2 protein-coding genes are annotated in these 1,434 nt (G+C 64.6%); both read right to left on the bottom strand.

Annotated elements, in window-relative coordinates:
* Positions 1-947 (bottom strand): hypothetical protein (locus tag P1K30_RS23750; RefSeq protein WP_275635220.1); only part of this gene is annotated, 947 nt, incomplete at its 3' end.
* Positions 948-1,119: 172 nt separating this feature from the next.
* Positions 1,120-1,434: hypothetical protein (locus P1K30_RS23745; protein WP_275635219.1), on the bottom strand; the 315-nt coding region annotated here is incomplete at its 5' end.

Genomic DNA, 1,434 nt, shown 5'->3' with positions numbered 1-1,434 from the left:
TAGTCGGGCACGTTCAGCGTGGTGCCGTTCACCACGACGCTGCCGCCGCCGGCCAGCACCAGATTGTGGCCGTTGTTGACCTCGAGATCGCCCAGACCGACCTCGACCTGTCCGTTCTGCCGGATCGTCAGCTCCGACCCGATGGTGTCGGCGAAGGTGATGAACAGCTTGTCGCCCGCGAGGGTGAACAGCATGTCGTCATCGGCCGACCCGTCGTCCAGCCGCAGGGTCGCGGTGCCGTCGTTGTCGAAGATATGCAGGTTGTCCTCGGGGGTGATCAGCCCCACCCCGACGTTGCCGTCGTTCACCGTCAGCGTGTTGCTGGGGCTGTCGGGGAAGACCCGCAGCGGCAGGGTCGACCCGTTGGTCACGTCGCGGATGAAAAAGCTGGTCTCGTTGCCGGCCACGTCCCAGGTCTGGGGCGCGAAGCCCGACGACCCGTCCTGCTGCAGCCGCAGGGTCGGCGTGTCGCCATCGACGACATGCAGCTCGACCGAGGGGGTCGAGGTGCGGATGCCGATCCGGCCGCCGTCGTCGACATACAGCGAATGCGACCGGGCGCCGGCCTCGACGGTGAAGGGGATGCGGTTGCCGCTGATGTCGGTGATCGAGAACTTGGACTGGCCGCCGTTGGCGCTGTCGTTGATCGTCAGTTCCCAGTCGTTGCGCGGATAGGACCCCGCGACCGAGGTGTCGTCGAACTTGATCCGCAGGTTGTTTTCCTTCAGCCGGATCGTATCGAAGCTGAAGCTTTCGCCGTTAACGCAGTCAAAGCCGATACAGGCCGATCCATCGACGATCAGGTCGTCGGCGATCACCTGGTCCGCCTGTGCCGGCAGGGCGGGCGCCAGGAACAGGGCGGCAGCAAGCAGGGGGACCGATGCGCTGGCCCGTGCGGTACCCGTCCTTTGGCCAACCGGTTCGGAACAGTCTCTGTAAAAGGACATTTCGCCGTCTCCCCTGCTGTAATCCGCCCCGAAAGGGCGGGATCCATTGCGTCAATTGGATCGGGTATAGCAAAGCAAATGACGCTGCGGAAAGACCTTTCCGGCAAAACACTGTTCAGGAAACGGGTGGGGTCTTGGCGGGACCTTTTGGGGCCGGTCCCGCCGGAACGTCCTAGCGCGCGGCCTGCAGGCTGTCGATCTGCGCCTGCTGCACGGCCAGCGCCTCTTGCAACTGAAGGATGTACAGCGTCTGCTCTTCGACCTTTTCCAGCAGCGCGAACTGCATCTCGGTCAGGTTCAGACCGCCGGCGTTGACCTCGGCCGCCGAGGGCACACCCGGCAGGTGGCTGTTGGTCTCGATGAAGGCGGCCAGCTCGGTCAGCGGCATCAGCTCGTAGTCCGGGGCAAAGACATAGTCGGGCACGTTCAGCGTGGTGCCGTTCACCACGACGCTGCCGCCGCCGGCCAGCACCAGATTGTGGCCGTT

It is taken from the genome of Psychromarinibacter halotolerans (assembly GCF_029168315.1).
GTDB lineage: Bacteria > Pseudomonadota > Alphaproteobacteria > Rhodobacterales > Rhodobacteraceae > Psychromarinibacter > Psychromarinibacter halotolerans.
Note: the sequence above shows the minus strand (reverse complement) of the source record. Positions and strands in the feature narration are given on the sequence as shown.